The 15,907-nt window shown below is 69.6% G+C and carries 10 protein-coding genes; 7 read left to right on the top strand and 3 right to left on the bottom strand.

Going from position 1 to position 15,907, the window contains the following annotated elements:
- Positions 1–232 precede the first annotated feature (232 nt).
- Complete coding sequence (locus ACNFOC_RS20085; RefSeq protein ID WP_416960463.1) at positions 233–997, bottom strand: enoyl-CoA hydratase/isomerase family protein; 765 nt, start codon at positions 995–997, stop codon at positions 233–235.
- 213 nt (positions 998–1,210) lie between these two features.
- On the opposite strand from ACNFOC_RS20085, the gene ACNFOC_RS20080 reads away from it, so the two are divergent.
- The gene (locus ACNFOC_RS20080) at positions 1,211–2,746 is read left to right on the top strand and encodes an acyl-CoA synthetase (RefSeq protein WP_416960462.1); all 1,536 of its coding nucleotides are present in this window, start codon (positions 1,211–1,213) and stop codon (positions 2,744–2,746) included.
- 3 nt (positions 2,747–2,749) lie between these two features.
- Positions 2,750–3,538, top strand: coding sequence for an SDR family NAD(P)-dependent oxidoreductase (locus tag ACNFOC_RS20075; protein WP_416960461.1), 789 nt, complete (start codon positions 2,750–2,752; stop codon positions 3,536–3,538).
- Between the two features lie 21 nt (positions 3,539–3,559).
- On the opposite strand, the gene ACNFOC_RS20070 is transcribed toward ACNFOC_RS20075, so the two are convergent.
- A complete protein-coding gene (locus ACNFOC_RS20070; RefSeq protein ID WP_416960460.1) occupies positions 3,560–4,366 on the bottom strand; it encodes a thioesterase family protein in 807 nt (268 codons plus the stop codon).
- Positions 4,367–4,635: 269 nt separating this feature from the next.
- Here ACNFOC_RS20070 and ACNFOC_RS20065 point away from each other — a divergent pair, with 269 nt between their 5' ends.
- The gene (locus ACNFOC_RS20065) at positions 4,636–5,988 is read left to right on the top strand and encodes a beta-1,3-glucanase family protein (protein WP_416960459.1); all 1,353 of its coding nucleotides are present in this window, start codon (positions 4,636–4,638) and stop codon (positions 5,986–5,988) included.
- Positions 5,989–6,060: 72 nt separating this feature from the next.
- Here the strand turns inward: ACNFOC_RS20065 and ACNFOC_RS20060 are convergent, their stop codons facing one another.
- Positions 6,061–10,341, bottom strand: coding sequence for a discoidin domain-containing protein (locus ACNFOC_RS20060; protein ID WP_416960458.1), 4,281 nt, complete (start codon positions 10,339–10,341; stop codon positions 6,061–6,063).
- 368 nt (positions 10,342–10,709) lie between these two features.
- On the opposite strand from ACNFOC_RS20060, the gene ACNFOC_RS20055 reads away from it, so the two are divergent.
- The 4 genes from ACNFOC_RS20055 to ACNFOC_RS20040 are packed head-to-tail and all read left to right on the top strand — an operon-like array spanning position 10,710 to position 15,779.
- Complete coding sequence (locus tag ACNFOC_RS20055; protein ID WP_416960457.1) at positions 10,710–11,543, top strand: M55 family metallopeptidase; 834 nt, start codon at positions 10,710–10,712, stop codon at positions 11,541–11,543.
- Entirely contained in the window at positions 11,536–12,846 is a 1,311-nt protein-coding gene (locus ACNFOC_RS20050) for a M20/M25/M40 family metallo-hydrolase (RefSeq protein WP_416960456.1), read from the top strand. Before ACNFOC_RS20055 ends, ACNFOC_RS20050 begins: the two co-directional genes overlap by 8 nt.
- Before the next feature lie 15 nt (positions 12,847–12,861).
- Positions 12,862–14,850 (top strand): prolyl oligopeptidase family serine peptidase, encoded by a 1,989-nt coding sequence (locus tag ACNFOC_RS20045; RefSeq protein WP_416960464.1) that lies wholly within the window; start codon positions 12,862–12,864, stop codon positions 14,848–14,850.
- Positions 14,847–15,779 carry a S66 peptidase family protein gene (locus ACNFOC_RS20040; protein WP_416960455.1) on the top strand — a complete coding sequence of 311 codons (933 nt, stop codon included), beginning with the start codon at positions 14,847–14,849 and terminating at the stop codon, positions 15,777–15,779. Before ACNFOC_RS20045 ends, ACNFOC_RS20040 begins: the two co-directional genes overlap by 4 nt.
- The last annotated feature ends 128 nt before the right edge of the window (positions 15,780–15,907 follow it).

The following is a 15,907-nucleotide window of genomic DNA, read 5'->3' as shown; positions in this document are numbered from 1 at the left end:
CGGATCATGTGGGGGCCTTCGAGGAACTCGTGCAGGTCTGTGCCGCAGACTCCGCACCAGGAGACTTCTATGACGGCCTCGTGCGGGGCGGGGTCGGGGGGTTCGGCCACCTCTTCGAAACGGAGATCCTGTGCACCGTGCCAGACGAGTGCGTGCATGTTTTTCCGCCCCTTTCGTGTCGTGTTTCGTCTGCGGGCCTGGTGGGGGCTGGTCGCGCAGTTCCCCGCGCCCCTTAAGGGGCGTTCTTCTTGCCCTTGTCCAGAAATGAGCGGAGGCCCGTGCTCGCGTCTTCCGTGCCGAACACCCCTGTGAACAAGGACCGTTCGAGCGCCAGGCCCGCCGCCATGCTCGCGTCCGTGCCGTGGTCCACCGCCTCCTTGATCGCCTCCAGGGCGGCCGGTGGGCCCTCGGACAGTTGGCGGGCGTAGGTCAGGGCGGCCTTCAGGGCCTCGCCCGTGGGGACCACCTCATCGACCAGGCCCAGCCGTAGCGCCTCCTCCGCCTTCACCCTGCGGCCGGTCATCAACAGGTTCTTCGCGCGGGACGGGCCGATCAGGCGGGCGAGGCGTTGGGTGCCGCCCGAGCCCGGCATGATGCCGAGCTGGACCTCGGGCTGGGCGAAGACCGCGTCCTGCGCCGCCACCCGGTAGTCGGCGGCCAGGGCCAGTTCCATGCCGCCGCCAAGCGCGTAGCCGGTGACCGCCGCGATCACCGGCATCGGGAGGCGGGCCACCTCGTCGAAGGTGCGTTGGAGGGCTCGGTTCCAGCCTCGTATCTCCTCCGGGCCCATCGCGGCCAGGGCCTTGATGTCGGCGCCCGCGGCGAAGAGCCGTTCGCCGCCGTGGACGACTACTGCCCGTACCGCGGGGGAGTCCGCCAGCTCGCGTACGCGAGCGGACAGCTCCTCCCGCTGGAGGGAGTCGAAGGCGTTCATCGGCGGGTTGTCGAGGCGGAGTGTGACGACCGGTCCGTCGGTGTCGAGCCGGATGCGTGGCACGAAGAACCCTCCTCGTCGGCGGAAGCGGCGGCACGTGCGCTCGGGTGGTTGTCGATGCGCACGCGCCGTCGTAAAGTGCGGCTCATAGGTTTTATAGACCAAGGGGTACACTAAATTATGTGAGTGGGCAACCGACCGGTCGGGATCCGGTTTGCCCCATGAGCCGTGGTCGAGCCGTGTTCAGCGCCGAACACCACAGAGCGAGAGTGAGCCGTGCACAATTTCGCGAGCATCCTCGATTACCACCTGGCGCAGCGGCCCGACGCCGTGGCCGTCGTCCAGGACGAGCGTTCTCTGACCGTCCGTCAACTGCACGAGCGCGTGAATCAGTTGGCGGCGGGCCTGGCCGAGCTGGGCGTCGGGCGCGGCGATGTCGTAGGTCTGCTGCTCTACAACCAGCCCGAATTCCTGGAGCTGGTGTACGCCACCAACCGGCTCGGCGCGGTCTTCCTGCCGCTCAACTACCGCCTCTCGGAAGAGGAGTGGCAGTACATCCTGGGCCACGCCCAGGCCAAGGTGATCGTCACCGAGCCGGAGTTCGTCCGGGCGGTGGAACGCAGTGCCGGGTGTCTGACGGATCTGGAGCACCGGATTCTGATCGGCGGGGGCGAGCCGCCCGAGGAGCCGTGGACCGACTACGAGGAGTTGCTGGCCCGGCACAAGGGGGAGCGGGTGGAGCCCGTGGACGTCGAACTCGACGATCTCCAGCGGCTCATGTACACCTCCGGCACCACCTCACGCCCCAAGGGCGTCCGCATCACCTACGGAAACCTCCAGGCCAAGAACCTCGCCCACATCGTCCACTTCGGGCTGACGGCGGCGGACACCACGCTGGTGTGCGGGCCGCTTTACCACGTGGGCGGTCTGGACATGCCGGCTCTCGGGGTGCTGCACGCGGGCGGGAGTGTCGTACTCCAGCGGAAGTTCGATCCGCAGGGCGTGCTGGACGCGATCGAGAAGCACCGGGTCACCAATGCGTGGCTGGCGCCCGCCATGGTCAACGCGGTGCTGGAGGTGCCCGACCGGGAGGAGTACGACACCAGCTCGGTGCGCTTCATCCTCGGCGGAGGCGAGAAGACTCCCGAACCGGTGCTCCGGCGCATCATGACCGCGTTCCCCAACGCCTGGTTCGCCGACGCCTACGGCCTGACCGAGACCGTCTCCGGCGACACCTTCCTCGACCGCGAGCACGCGCTGTCCAAGCTGGGCTCGGTCGGGCGGCCCGTGCCGCACACGCGCGTGCGGATCGTCGACGAGAGCGGCAATGAGGTTCCGGCCGGTGAACTCGGCGAGATCACCCTGCGCGGGCCCAAGGTCTTCGCCGGGTACTGGCGGGACGAGAAGGCCACGGCGGCGGCGCTCCGGGACGGCTGGTTCCACACCGGCGACATCGGGCACGTCGACGAGGACGGCTTCCTCTACATCGACGACCGCAAGAAAGACATGATCGTCTCGGGCGGCGAGAACATCGCCACGCCCGAGGTGGAGCGCGTGCTGTACGAGCACCCGGCGGTGTTGGAGGCCGCCGTGGTCGGGCTCAACCATCCCCGCTGGGGTGAAGTCCCGCGCGCCTTCGTGGTGTTCAGGCCCGGCGAGGGCGCCGGAGCGGAGGAACTGCGGGAGTTCTGCCGGGCCCGGCTCGCCAAGTTCAAGGTGCCGGCCCGCTTCGACATCGTCGACGAACTGCCCCGCACCCCGTCCGGCAAGGTCCTCAAGCGGACCCTGCGCGACATCCCCGCGGAGGGCTGAGCCATGGCGGAATCGAATGACGTGAAGGACGTGAACGCCCAACTCCGGCTCGACGGAAGGACGGTGTGGGTGACGGGTGCGGGGAAGGGGCTCGGACGGGCGATCGCCGTCGCGCTGTCCCAGGCGGGTGCCACCGTGGCCGCAACCGCCCGTACCGCGGCGGACCTTGAGAGCCTGGAGGCCGAACTCGCCGCCCACGGTGGCAAGGTGCTGGTGCTGCCCGGCTCGGTCGCCGACTCCACCGCCGTACGGACCATCGTCGAGCGCATCACCGACGGCACCGGCCGCCTCGACGCGGTCGTCAACTGCGCCGGTACGAGTCCCCACTTCACCCGCAGCGAGCGCGTCACCGACGAGGACTGGCAGCAGGTCCTCGACGTCAATCTCCAGGGCACCTTCTACTGCTGCCGCGAGGCCGGCAAGGTGATGCTGGAGCAGCGCTCGGGCTCGATCGTCAACGTCTCGTCGGTGCACGCCCGCACCGGCTTCGAGCGGATCGCCGCCTACGCCGCCAGCAAGGGCGGGGTCGAGGCCCTCACCAAGTCCCTCGCCGTCGAGTGGGCCGACCGCGGGGTGCGCGTCAACGCCCTCGCGCCCGGCTACTTCCACACCGACCTCAGCTCCGGCCTGCTGGCCAGCCGCTGGGGTGAACGCATCGTCGACAGCACGCCGTTGGGTCGCGTCGGTGACGTGGAGGAGCTGGGTGGCGCCGCCGTCTTCCTCGCCTCCGACGCCTCCCGCTTCGTCACCGGGACGACCCTCACGGTGGACGGCGGCTGGACCGCGCGCTAGCTGTATTGATCACGAGCGCGGTCACTGCTCCGGCACGGGCCGCACGGTGAGCATCTGGAGCGCGTGTCCCACCGGGCCGTGGACGTCGTGCAGCACGGTGCTGGTCAGGCCCTGCCCGGTGGGACCGAAGGTGACCGTCGTGTCCAACCCGGTCCAGTTTCCCTCGGGTTGGCGGTGCAGGTGGACGGTCAGGTCGACGTTCGGGTAGATCCAGGCGGTCGGCGGCTGGCGTACGGCGATGCCGTTCGCGGTGTCGACGAGCGCGAGGTAGGACGCGAGCGGGCTGCTGGGCTCGCCGGCGACGAGGGCGTGCCGGGTGGAGATCCAGGCGGTCGTACGGCCCGGCCGGGGCGGCGCGAGCGGTCGTACGTCCACGGAGGCGATGTATCCGCCGGGCCACAGCGCGCTCATCTCCCAGGGGGCCAACTCCTCGGGAGGCGTGAGGCGTTCGTCGGGGCCGCCCGCGACGGCGGCGGTGTCGACCGTGGCGAGGAACCAGGCGCGGGCCCGCACCACCGGGCGGTCGGCGACCAGCACCACGGCCTCGACCAGCTCGATCGTGCGGCCGGGGCGGACGACCTCCACCCGGATCTCGCACTCGTCGAGGGCGAGCCGGCCCAGGATGTCGTAACTGATCCGCGCCATCACGAGCCCGTTGTCCGGCCGCGCCGCCAACTCACGCTCGATGGCGTGGACGACGAGCCCGCCGAGCGGGCTGAAGTGCAGCTCGTCCGGGTCCCAGGCGCCGCCCGCGTGGGCCGTGGGCTTGTAGCGGTGCTCGTCGATGCGCTCGTAATAGCTGTCGGGGACCGGGGTTCCGGAGTTCAACGGACTTCTCTCCCAAGGCTGTTCTCGCCGTGCGTGCGATGTTCCGGTGACCACTCTGCCACCTGCGGAAAGGTCCATACCGGACGCGTCAAGTGATGGAGGGACGGGGTCGGCCGGGGCGAGTCATGCGGTCGGATCCTGAACGGATGCCTCGCCCTGGGCGCCCGCATCGACGAACTGCCGCTGATTCGGCTTCAGTTGTTGACGGAGGGCAGGGGCGGGACTACAACCCGGGGAGAGCGCTCCCAACCCCACTGAGGAGACCCTCCATGCAGACGCCCGCCGGCACCTCCGCCAGACCTCCGACCGGAGCCGTACGCTCCCGCACGGCTCTCGGTCTGGCCGTCGTCCTGATCGTCGCCTTCTTCGCCGCCCTGAGCCCCACGCCCGCCCGCGCCGCCGACCAGTTGCTGTCCCAAGGACGCCCCGCCACGGCGTCCTCGGCCGAGAGCGGGTCCTTCCCCGCGAGCGCGGCCGTCGACGGGAACACCGGCACCCGCTGGTCCTCCGCCTTCGCCGACCCGCAGTGGCTTCAGGTGGACCTTGGAACGGTCCAGCAGATCACCCGCGTCTCGCTCACCTGGGAGGCCGCGTACGCCACCGGCTACCAGATCCAGACCTCCACCGACGCCACCACCTGGACCACCGTCTACTCCACCACGACCGCCACCGGCGGCACCCAGAACCTCACCGTCACCGGCAGCGGCCGCTACGTCCGCCTCTACGGCACCGCCCGGGCCACCCAATGGGGCTACTCCCTCTGGGAGTTCCAGGTCTACGGCCCCGGAAGCACCACCCCGCCCGACGACTTCTGGGGCAGCACCAGCGACATCCCCGCCGCCAACAACGCCGTGGAGGTGAAGATCCTCAACCGCACCAACGGCAAGTACCCGGACAGCCAGGTGTATTGGAGCTTCAACGGGCAGACGCACTCCATCGCCGAGCAGCCCTACCTGGACATGCCGGCCAACTCCGCCGGCCGCATGTACTTCTACCTGGGCTCACCCACCAGCTCCTACTACGACTTCATCGAGTTCACGGTCGGCGGCAACGTCTTCAACGGCAACACCACCCGCGTCGACGCCTTCGGCCTCAAACTCGCCATGCGCCTGCACAGCAAGGACGGTTACGACACCGAGGTCGGCGAGAACAGGGCGACCTTCGCCGAGGACCGCGCGACCACCTTCCAGCGGTTCACCGACGCGGTGCCGGCCCAGTTCAAGGTGCTGGCCCAGACCCAGGCGCCGTACCGGATCATCGCGCCCGGCAGCGACCCGAGCTTCCGCGCGGGCGGCGCCAACGCCGGCTACTTCACGTCGTACGCCCAGTCGGTCGGCGTGAACGCGGCCACCTCCGACATCTTCGGCTGCGCCGGTTCGCTGGCCGCCAACCCCGACATGTGCGCCGGACTCAATCGTCATGTGGCCACGCTTCCGGCGTCGCAGCAGTCCGACCCGGCGCAGTTCTACAAGGCGGCGCCCGCGAACTTCTACGCCGAGTTCTGGCACGACAACGCCATCAACCAGCTTGCCTACGGCTTCCCTTACGACGATGTCGCGGGGCAGTCGTCCTTCATCTCCCATGCCGACCCGCAGTGGCTTCTGGTCGCCGTCGGCTGGTGAGCACATGCTGAAGCGGGGCCGCCCTTGTCAGGAAGGGCGGCCCCGCTCCATGTGGCGCTGTACTGACGGGAGTTACTGGACGTTGATCGTGAAGGTGGACGTGGTGTTGCGGATGTCCTGGGCGTTACCGCTCATCCGCAGGTTGACGAAGGTGGCCGAACCCACCGCGGGTCCCTGACCGGGTTCGGGCAACTCGTTGGCCCAGATGCCCCACCCGGACTTGGCGTCGAACGCGTCTCCGCTCTTCTTGGAGTTGGTGATGGAGATGTCGGTGAAGATCGTGTCCTTCACCGGGAACTGCGCCTGCCCGCCCACGTAGTTGGTCTGGAACATCACTCCGCCGTACGTGGAGTTGTCGATGTCCACGTCGTTGACCCGGATGCCCTGGAAGACCTTCGAGGCCGAGAACGCCCAGATGGCGGGGAAGACCTGGGAGCCCCAGAAGTGGCCGCCCGTTCTGTCCAGGGAGACGTTCTCGATCGTCGTCGGATCGGTCCCGAAGCCGTTCATCGGGTAGCCGAAGTCCAGCGAGGAGATCGTGATGCCGGAGTAGACCAGGGTGTCGGCGACCCGGATGTTGCGGAAGGTGTTGTTGTAGCCGCCGTAGACGGCGATACCGGCCGCACGCCAGGTGAGCGTCGACGTCAGGTTCTCGTAGAGGTTGTTCTTCTCGTCGGCGCCGCCCGCGTCGATCGCCGAGAACAGCGCGAAGCTGTCGTCGCCCGTGGCGCGGGCGTCGTTGTTGACCACGTGGTTGTCCGTCGAGCCGTTCGTCATGTTGACGCCGTCGGCGAACGTGTCACGGATGCGGGAGTTCTTGATGGTCATGTTGTCGGTGTTGGCGCCCCAGTACAGGCACACCATGTGCTCGGCCCAGATATCGTCGATGGTGATGTTGGAGACGTTGGAGAAGTCGAAGACCTTTCCTGGACCGTCGATTCGGGACGTGTAGTTCCCGAAGTAGGCGAAGCCGGTGAACGACGAACCGTTGGCGGTGGCCTCGGCCCGGATGCCGATGTCGGTGTTCTCCTGCGAGGCGGGGGCGTGGAAGCGGGTGAACCACGACCCGGCTCCTACGACCTTGACCGCCTTGCCGTAGACCTGGAGCTTGCTGGAGGTCTCGTAGTCACCGGCGGGCAGGTAGACGCCGACGAGCTTGCCCGTGGTGTCCATGCGGACGGTGTCGAGCGCGTTCTGCACGTCCTGCTGGGAGAAGCCGGCCGGGACCGCGTAGGCGGCCGGGTCCGGGTTCGGAGTCGCCGTCGCCTGCTCGGTGTTGACGAAGTCGATGGCGTAGGTGGACGTGTTGGCGGCGTCCTTCTGGAGCCGGATCTTGGAACCGGCGGGGACGGTCTTGCCGAGCAGCAGGTTCGCCTCGTCGTAGATGTGGCGCTGGGCACCGGCGCTGGGCGAGTTGCCGGGCGCGGTCTCGTTGCCGTACAGCCAGGCGTACTTGGAGGTGAGGTCGATGGCCTTGAGGAACTGGCCGTCGACGTAGACGTCGAGCGTGGTGTTGGTGCCGTCGGGGATGGAGAAGCGGGTGACCAGGGTGTTGGTCGCCGCGCGGGTGGTCCATTCGACGTACTGGCCGGTCGAGTTGAGGGTCACCGCCTTGCGGCCGCTCGCCTCGCCCGCGATGTCGCCGATGGTGCGGTTGGGGCCGACGACCTGGGCGCCGCCGCCCACCGTGCCGTCCTCGGCCTCGTACATGTCGTACGGCATGTCGGCGCCGCGGCCGACGAACAGGTTCTGCGTGGTGGTGTTGTTGGTCCGCTTGACCGGGAGTTCGTTGGTGTCGTCGGCGATGACCGTCTTGACGGTGAACTTGCCGTTGACGGCCGTCCAGGAGCCGAGGCTGACGGGTGCGGTCGTCTGGCCTGCGGCGATCGTGCCGCTGTAGGAGCCGGTGAGTGTCTTGACGGTGGCGCCGTTGGCGTCCAGGAGCGTCAGCGTGACGCCGTGGGAGCCGGCGGCCGAGGCGATCGAACCCTGGTTCTTGATCGCCACGGTGAACGTGACGTTGTCGCCCGCCGAGGCGCTGGACGGCGTCCAGGCGACCGGTGCGGCGACCAGGTCGGAGCTGGAGACCGGCTTGACGACGAGGGCGTCGGAGGCGGTGAAGACGTTGTTCGCCTCGTTCTGCTCGATGACCTTGTTCGACGGGTCCACCTCGGCGCCGACCGGGTAACTCCCCGCGTCTCGCGTGCCGATGCTCGCCGTGACCGTCGTCGACGCGCCGGCCGCGAGCACCGGGACGTCCGCCGTGGCTGCCTTCGTGCCGCCGAGCGTGAAGTTCAGGTCGGTGGCCTTGGACGCCTTGCTGCCGCTGTTGGTGACCGTCGCCGTCAGGCTGATGGCGTCCGACTCGACCGGGGCCGCGGGCGTGTGGGTGATGCCGGTGACCTTGAGGTCCGGGTTGGCGGCCGGGGTGCCGATCACCTGGAACTCGGCGACCTGCGCGCCCGGAGCACCGGTGTTGGAGGCGAACTTGAGCTGGATGTCGGCGGCGGCACCGGACACCGGGATGGTCACCGTGTTGCCGCTCGACGGATTGAACGTGTAGTCCTTCGCCGCGACGAGACTCGTGAACGCGGTCGCGTCCTGGTCCCGGCCCAGCACCTGGATGTTCTGCGTACGCGTCGACCACGCGGCATCCGGGTTCAGCTTGACGACGACCTGACCGAGGTCGGCGTTGGCACCCAGCTTGGTGGTGAGGGTGGCCGGATAGGCACCGCCACCGCTCTCCCAATAGGTCGCCACCTGGCCGTCGTTGGCGTTCGCGGCGACATAGGTGAAGGTGTACGAGGAGGCCTCGATGGGCTTGCCCTGCGCGAGGTCGGAGCCGGCACCGTTACCGGCCCGGGTGACGCTGTTGCTCGCCACCGACACGTTCCCGGCGGCGTCCTTGGCCTTCACGTAGTAGGTGACCGTGGCCGTCGCCGACGGGGTGTCGGTGTACGAAGTCACGTCACCGGCAAGGGACTTGACGACCTGGTCGTTGGCGTAGACGTCATAGCCGGTCACCTGGACGTTGTCGCTCGACGCCTGCCAGGTCAGCTTCACGTCGCTGCCCGACTGCGTGTAGGCGAGGTTGCCCGGCGCGGTGGGCGCCTGGGTGTCGCCGCCAGATCCCGCGCGGGTGACGCTGTTGCTGTTGGCGGACACGTTGCCCGCCGCGTCCTTGGCCCGCACGAAGTACGTGATGTCGCTGCCGGCCGGCTGCGTGTCGGTGTACGTCAGGACGCTCCCGGCGACGCTCGACCTCAACTGCCCGTTGGCGTAGACGTCGTAGCCCGTCACGGCCGTGTCGTCGGTGGCCGCGCTCCAGGTCAACTTGATCTGCCCGGTGGCCGGTTCTGTGTAGCTCAGGTTCGTCGGCGCGGTGGGCGCCTGCGTGTCGCCGGTCGCCGGTCCGTAGACCTCCAGCTCGGACACCTGCCCCGCGGGCCAGCCGGTGTTCGCCGTGATCAGCACACGCACGTACCGCGTGGTCGTCGCGTCGAAGGCGATGGTCGTCGACTGGTCGGTGGAACTGTCGAAGGTGTACGCCTTCGAGGCCGTCAGGTCGGCGAAGTTCTGGTTGTCGGTCGAACCCTGGAGCTTGAGCGTCTGACTGCGGCTCGGCCAGCCGCTCGGCAGCCGCAGCGTCACCTGGTTGACCTTGACCGACGAGCCGAGGTCGACCTGGAGCCACTGCGGGAAGGCGTTGTTCGTGCTCTCCCAGTACGTGTCGCGGTTGCCGTCACCGGCGTTGGCCGCGCCGTACACATCGGCGTGCCCGCTCTCGCTGAAGGGCTTGCCCTGGGCGAGGTTGGGGGTCTGGGCGGTGGCCGTGAGGACCTGCATCTCGGCCAACTGGCCCGTACCGGCGACCGAGTTGGCGCTGAAGTCGGCCCGTACGTACCGGGCGAGGGTCGAAGGCACCGAGATCTTCACGGTGTTGTCGTCACCTGGGCTGAAGACGTACTGCGCCGAGGACTTGAGCGTGGCGAAGCTCTTGCCGTCGGCGCTGCCCTGGAGCGCCAGCGTCTGCTTGCGGGTCTGCCAGTGCTCGGGCAGCCGCAGCACGACCTGGCGGACGCGCTCGCTCTTCCCGAGGTCGGTCTGCACCCACTGGGCCGACTTCTTCCCGGCCTGCCAGTAGGTGTCGGTGTCGCCGTCGGTGATGCTGGCGGCCTTGTGCGCGCCGCGGGTGCTGCCGGCGGTGGTCTTCGCGTCCGCGGCGACGTTGGGACCGCCGGTGGCGTGCGCGCCGACGGCGGGCAGGCCCAGCACCATCACGGCGGAGGCGAGCGCGGCGATGGCCACGCGCCGCCTGGGGGATCTCTGCTTGTGTCGAGTCGGTCGAGTCATACGGGTCACTTCCTGCGGAGGCTCGCGCGCCGGTGGGGCGGCGAGGGCGGCTCGTTCCTGGCGGTGGTGCAGGAGCAGAAAGGTGCGAGGTGACGAGGAGCGTGCTGCTCCTGAGAGGCAGGATTTTGCGTCGTTTCATCGAAATATTGCAGAGCCTCGTGAGTGGGTCTACAGCTGGAACAGCGCAATATTCACCAGAAGCACTCATCACCCTGGAGTTACGCGGGAGTTGGCTTGCATCCGCTTGCGGCTGCTGAACGAAAGCGAACGCAAGTCACGCAAATTCTTGCGCGATCCATGGATGCCGGGCGGCGCTTCCGAGCGGTGCTTCCTCGCGGATTCCGCGTCGGCGCGTAACGTGATCCCCCATGAAGATCCTCATCAGCGCCGACATGGAGGGTGCGACCGGCGTCACCTGGCCGGCCGACGTGTTGCCGGGGACGCCGCAGTGGGAGCGGTGCCGTTCGATGTTCACCTCGGACGTGAACGCGGCCGTCCTCGGTTTCTACGACGGCGGCGCCGACGAGGTGCTCGTCAACGAGGCCCACTGGACGATGCGCAATCTGCTGCTCGAACAGCTCGACGAGCGGACCGAGATGCTCACCGGTCGCCACAAGTCCCTCTCCATGGTGGAGGGCGTACAGCACGGCGACGTCGACGGCATCGCGTTCGTCGGCTATCACGCGGGCGCCGGCATGGAGGGCGTCCTCGCGCACACCTACCTCGCGAACTCGATCACCGGCGTGTGGCTGAACGACGTCCGCGCGAGCGAGGGCCTGCTCAACGCGCATGTCGTGGCCGAGTACGGGGTACCGGTCGTCCTGGTCACGGGTGACGACGTGGCCTGCGAGGACGCGCTCGGGTACGCGCCCGAGGCGCTGAAGGTGGCCGTCAAGGACCATGTGTCGCGGTACGCGGCCGTGTGCCGGACACCGGCCAGGACCGCCGCCGACATCCGCGAGGCGGCGAAGGAGGCGGCGAAACTGGCGGTCCGTCAGGAACCGGTGCGGGGCGGCCCGTTCACCGTCGCCCTCGAGTTCGACGCCGAGCACCTCGCGATGGCCGCCACCGTGGTGCCGGGTGTCGGGCGGGTCGGCGAGCGGAAGGTGGCGTACACCAGCGACACCATGTACGAGGGGATCCGTACCTTCAAGGCGGTCACCACGATCGTCTCGGCCGCGGTGGAGGAGCAGTATGGCTGACGTCGACGAGCAGGCCCTGGCGGAGGTCGTGACGTTCACTTCCGACCTCATCCGCATCGACACCACCAACCGGGGCGGCGGCGACTGCCAGGAGCGGCCCGCCGCCGAGTACGCCGCCGAACGGCTGGCCGGCGCGGGGCTCGAACCCACCCTCTTGGAACGCTCCAAGGGCCGCACCAACGTCGTCGCCCGCATCGAGGGCACCGACCCCTCGGCGGACGCGCTGCTCGTGCACGGTCACCTGGACGTCGTACCGGCGCAGGCCGAGGACTGGAGCGTGCACCCCTTCTCCGGGGAGATTCGCGACGGGGTCGTCTGGGGGCGCGGCGCGGTCGACATGAAGAACATGGACGCGATGATCCTCGCCGTCGTCCGCGGCTGGGCCAGAGCGGGCGTCCGGCCCCGGCGCGACCTCGTCATCGCGTTCACCGCCGACGAGGAGGCGAGCGCCGAGGACGGCTCCGGGTTCCTCGCCGACCAGCACGCCGGGCTCTTCGAGGGCTGCACCGAAGGCATCAGCGAATCAGGGGCGTTCACCTTCCACGACGGCGGCGGCCGGGAGATCTACCCCATCGCCGCCGGTGAACGCGGCACGGGCTGGCTGAAGTTGACCGCGCGCGGCCGCGCGGGCCACGGCTCCAAGGTCAACCACGAGAACGCGGTCACCCGCCTCGCCGCCGCGGTCACCCGCATCGGCGAGCACGAATGGCCGCTACGGCTCACCCCGACCGTCCGTGCCGCCCTCACCGAACTCGCCGCTCTGTACGGCATCGCCCCCGACCTCGACGATGTCGACGGGCTCCTGACCAAGCTCGGCCCGGCGGGCAAGCTCGTCGAGCCCACCGTCCGCAACAGCGCCAACCCGACCATGCTGAACGCCGGTTACAAGGTCAACGTCATCCCGGGCGAGGCCGTGGCGTACGTCGACGGACGCTATCTCCCGGGCGGCGAGGACGAGTTCCGCACCACCCTGGACCGGCTCACCGGACCGGAAGTCGACTGGGAGTTCCACCACCGCGAGGTGGCCCTCCAGGCGCCGGTCGATTCGCTGACGTACGCTCAGATGCGCGCCGCTGTCGAGGAGTTCGCACCCGAGGGCCATGTGGTGCCGTATTGCATGTCCGGCGGCACGGACGCCAAGCAGTTCTCGCGCCTCGGCATCACCGGCTACGGCTTCGCGCCGCTGAAGCTCCCGGAGGGCTTCGACTACCAGGCGCTGTTCCACGGAGTCGACGAACGGGTCCCCGTCGAGGCGCTGCACTTCGGCGTCCGTGTCCTGGACCGCTTCCTGAGGACGGCCTAGCAAGTGGGGGAGAACATGCGGACGTTGGCGTACGGCTCGTGGCCCTCGCCCATCGACGCGGCCCTCGCCGCCGCGCACGACGGACGTCCCGAGTACGTCGGTTTCGTCGGCGATGAGGCCTGGTGGACCGAACCACGGCCCACCGAGGGCGGTCGCCGCACCCTGGTCCGCCGCCACGCGGACGGCACCGAGGAGTCGGTGCTGCCCGCCCCGTGGAACGTCCGAAGCCGCGTCATCGAGTACGGCGGCCAACCCTGGGCCGGAGTCGTCCAGGACGGCCAACCCCTCGTGGTGTTCGCGAACTTCACCGACCAGCGCCTCTACCGCTACACCCCCGGGAGCGAGCCGCGCCCGCTCACCCCCGTGTCACAGGTGGGCGGCGGACTCCGCTGGGCGGAACCGCAGTTGCGCCCGGACCTGGGTGAAGTGTGGTGCGTGCTGGAGGAGTTCACCGGTGAGGGCCCCGGCGATGTGCGGCGCGTGCTGGCCGCCGTACCGCTGGACGGATCCGCCGCCGAGGACCGGCACGCCGTACGTGAACTCACCGACGACCGGCACCGGTTCGTGTCCGGGCCGCGTGTCTCGCCGGACGGGCGGCGGGTGGCCTGGCTCGCCTGGGACCATCCGCGGATGCCGTGGGACGGCACGGAGCTGGTGCTCGCCGAGGTCGCGGAGAACGGCACGTTCGGGGAGCCGCGGACCGTCGCCGGCGGGCCCGAGGAGTCGATCGCACAGGTCGACTGGGGCTTCGACGGCTCGCTGCTGTACGCGAGCGACCGCACCGGCTGGTGGAACCTCTACCGCGACCACCAGCCGCTCTGCGCACGCGAGGAGGAGTTCGGCGGGCCGCTGTGGAAGCTGGGCCAGCGCTGGTTCGCGCCCCTGGAGAGCGGTCCGATCGCCGTCGTGCACGGCCGGGGCGCCACCGCGCTGGGCGTACTGGACCCGGAGACCGGCGAGGTCGTCGACGCGGCCGGACCCTGGACCGAGTTCGTGTCCACCCTCGGGGTGCACGGCGAGCGGATCGTCGGCGTCGGAGCCAGCCCGCGCAGCGCCTGCGAGGTCGTCGAACTCGACACCCTCCCCCACGCTCGAACGAACTCGCGCGGGGGGACCCCCATCGGCAGGGCCCGGGTGATCGGCGCCGCCCACGACGACCCCGTGGACCCCGCCCACTACCCCGAACCGCAGATCCGCACCTTCACCGGCCCCGCCGGACGCGAGATCCACGCCCACATCTACCCACCGCACAACCCGAGTTGGGCCGCGCCGGGCGACGAACTGCCGCCGTACGTCATCTGGGCGCACGGCGGACCCACCAGCCGGGCGCCGCTCGTCCTCGACCTGGAGATCGCCTACTTCACCTCGCGCGGCATCGGTGTCGCCGAGGTCAACTACGGCGGCTCGACCGGGCACGGCCGGGAGTACCGCAACCGGCTGCGCGAGCAGTGGGGCGTCGTCGACGTCGAGGACTGCGCGGCCGTCGCGCTGGCCCTCGCCGCCGAGGGCACCGCCGACCGCGCCCGGCTCGCCGTCCGGGGCGGCAGCGCGGGCGGCTGGACCAGCGCCGCGTCCCTCGTGACGACCGACGTCTACGCCTGCGGCACCATCATCTATCCCGTTCTCGACCTGGCCAACTGGGGCTCGGGGGAGACCCACGACTTCGAGTCCCGGTACCTGGAGACCCTGGTCGGCCCCCTCGCCGAGGTGCCCGCCCGCTACGTCGAGCGCTCACCCGTCGAGCACGCCGACCGCGTCACCGCGCCCTTCCTGCTGATGCAGGGCCTGGCCGACGTGATCTGCCCGCCCGTCCAGTGCGAACGCTTCCTGGAGCGGATGCGCGGACGCCAAGTACCGCACGCCTACCTCGCGTTCGAGGGCGAGGGCCATGGCTTCCGCCGCGCCGACACCATGATCCGCGCCCTGGAGGCCGAACTCTCCCTGTACGCCCAGGTCTTCGGCATCGACCCACCCGGCGTTCCGACCCTGGAGCTCACCAAGTGACCCCGCTCGTACGGCCGTTCCGACTCGCCCCCGGCGCCCGCGTGGCCGTCGTCGCACCCAGCGGTCCGGTGCCCGAGGAACGGCTGGAGGCGGGCCTCGACATCCTGCGCGGCTGGGACCTCGACCCGGTCGTGGCACCCCATGTACGGGACCGGCACGCCGAGTTGGGCTATCTGGCGGGCTCGGACGCCGACCGCGCGGCCGATCTGGAGAACGCGTGGTGCGATCCGTCCGTGTCCGCCGTGCTGTGCGCCCGCGGCGGCTACGGCGTGCAGCGCATCGTCGACCTGCTCGACTGGGAGGCGATGCGGGCCGCCGGGCCCAAGGTGTTCGTCGGCTTCAGCGACCCCACCGTGCTGCACCAGGCGTTCGCCACCCGGCTGGGCCTGGTCACCCTGTACGGGCCCGCCGCGGCCGGCGCCGACTTCATCAAGAACGCCCGCGCACAGGAGCAGTTGAGGGCGACCCTGTTCGACCCGGAGTCCGTGCGGACCGTCCGGGCCGTCCCGAACGGCGGCGGCGCACTGGTGCCGGGGCGGGCCCGGGGCGTCACCCTCGGCGGCTGTCTGAGCCTGCTCGCCTCCGACCTCGGCACCCCGCACGCGCCGGCCGGTGCGCGCGGCGGGCTGCTGATGATCGAGGACGTCGGCGAACTGGCGTACCGCATCGACCGGATGCTGACCCAACTCCTGCGCAGCGGCTGGCTGGACGGCGTCGCCGGGATCGCCCTCGGCTCGTGGGCCGGCTGCGGACCGTACGAGAGACTGCGCCCGGTGTTCGCGGACCGGTTGGGCGGACTGGGCGTACCCGTCGTCGAGGAGTTCGGGTTCGGGCACGGCGACGGGGCGCTGACGATACCGCTCGGCGTGAGCGCCGAACTGGACGCCGACGCGGGCACGTTGACGCTGGACGAGCCCGCGCTGCGATAGCCGCCGTCCGGTCGGATCGCTTGTTGAATCGCTGTCAAGAAACACCCTTCACGGTGATTGACCTGGCCTGACACGTGTCACACCATGGGCGTGGACCGGTACTTACCAGTCGGTAAGTCGCTGTTCCC

Origin of the sequence: Streptomyces colwelliae (assembly GCF_048158785.1) — a bacterium.
GTDB lineage: Bacteria > Actinomycetota > Actinomycetes > Streptomycetales > Streptomycetaceae > Streptomyces.
Note: the sequence above shows the minus strand (reverse complement) of the source record. Positions and strands in the feature narration are given on the sequence as shown.